The sequence below is a fragment of the Sulfitobacter sp. HI0040 genome (genome assembly GCF_001634885.1).
In the GTDB taxonomy this organism is placed as follows: domain Bacteria; phylum Pseudomonadota; class Alphaproteobacteria; order Rhodobacterales; family Rhodobacteraceae; genus Sulfitobacter.
This window is the reverse complement of the sequence record NZ_LWEX01000215.1, coordinates 1-842: the sequence shown is the minus strand read 5'-3', so window position 1 is coordinate 842 and position 842 is coordinate 1. Positions and strand designations below refer to the sequence as shown.

The 842-nt window shown below is 62.8% G+C and carries 1 protein-coding gene; it reads right to left on the bottom strand.

Translation table 11 applies throughout. The annotated features are described in order from the left end of the window. On the bottom strand, nt 1-842 hold an 842-nt coding region (locus A3728_RS12320), incomplete at both ends, for a radical SAM protein (RefSeq protein ID WP_150120771.1).

The following is an 842-nucleotide window of genomic DNA, read 5'->3' as shown; positions in this document are numbered from 1 at the left end:
TCAGATCGGGGCAGATCGCGCGCCAGGCCGCGATCTCATCCAGCGTTTTCGCGGCGGCAGCGGGCCGCGCCATCCGCCTGAGCACCTCCGGATGGGCATGCTGGAAAGGAATGTCGAGATAGGGCAGAACGCCGCTCTGCCCGTCGGCCATCAGCGGGATAAGCTGGCGCACATGCGGATAGGGATAGACGTAATGCAGCCGAACCCAAGCCCCGAGCGATCCAAGGTCGCGCGCAAGATCGGTGATATGCGCGCGATGGCCGCGGTCTTCGGCGTGCTTGATATCGACCCCGTAGGCGGAGGTGTCCTGCGAAATGACCAGCAGTTCCCGCACGCCGCTTTCCACCAGCTTTTCAGCTTCCCGCAGAACCGCATGTGCCGGGCGGGACTGCAAACGCCCGCGCATATCGGGGATAATGCAGAACTTGCACTTATGATTGCAACCCTCTGAAATCTTGAGGTAACTGTAATGACGTGGGGTGAGACTGACCGCCTGTTTCGGCATCAGGTCGATGAACGGATCGGGCCGGGGCGGCACGGCCCCATGTACGGCGTCCAGCACCTGTTCGTATTGGTGCGGGCCCGTCACGGCAAGGATCTTCGGGTGGTGTTCGCGGATGTAATCAGGCTCCGCCCCGAGGCATCCGGTAACGATGACACGCCCGTTCTCCGTCAGCGCCTCACCGATGGCATCCAGCGATTCCGCCTTGGCTGAATCGAGAAAGCCGCAGGTGTTCACGATCACCGCGTCGGCCCCCGCATAGTCCGGCGATACCCCGTAACCTTCGGCGCGCAGCCGGGTGAGGATCCTTTCGGAATCCACCAGGGCTTTCGGACAGCCG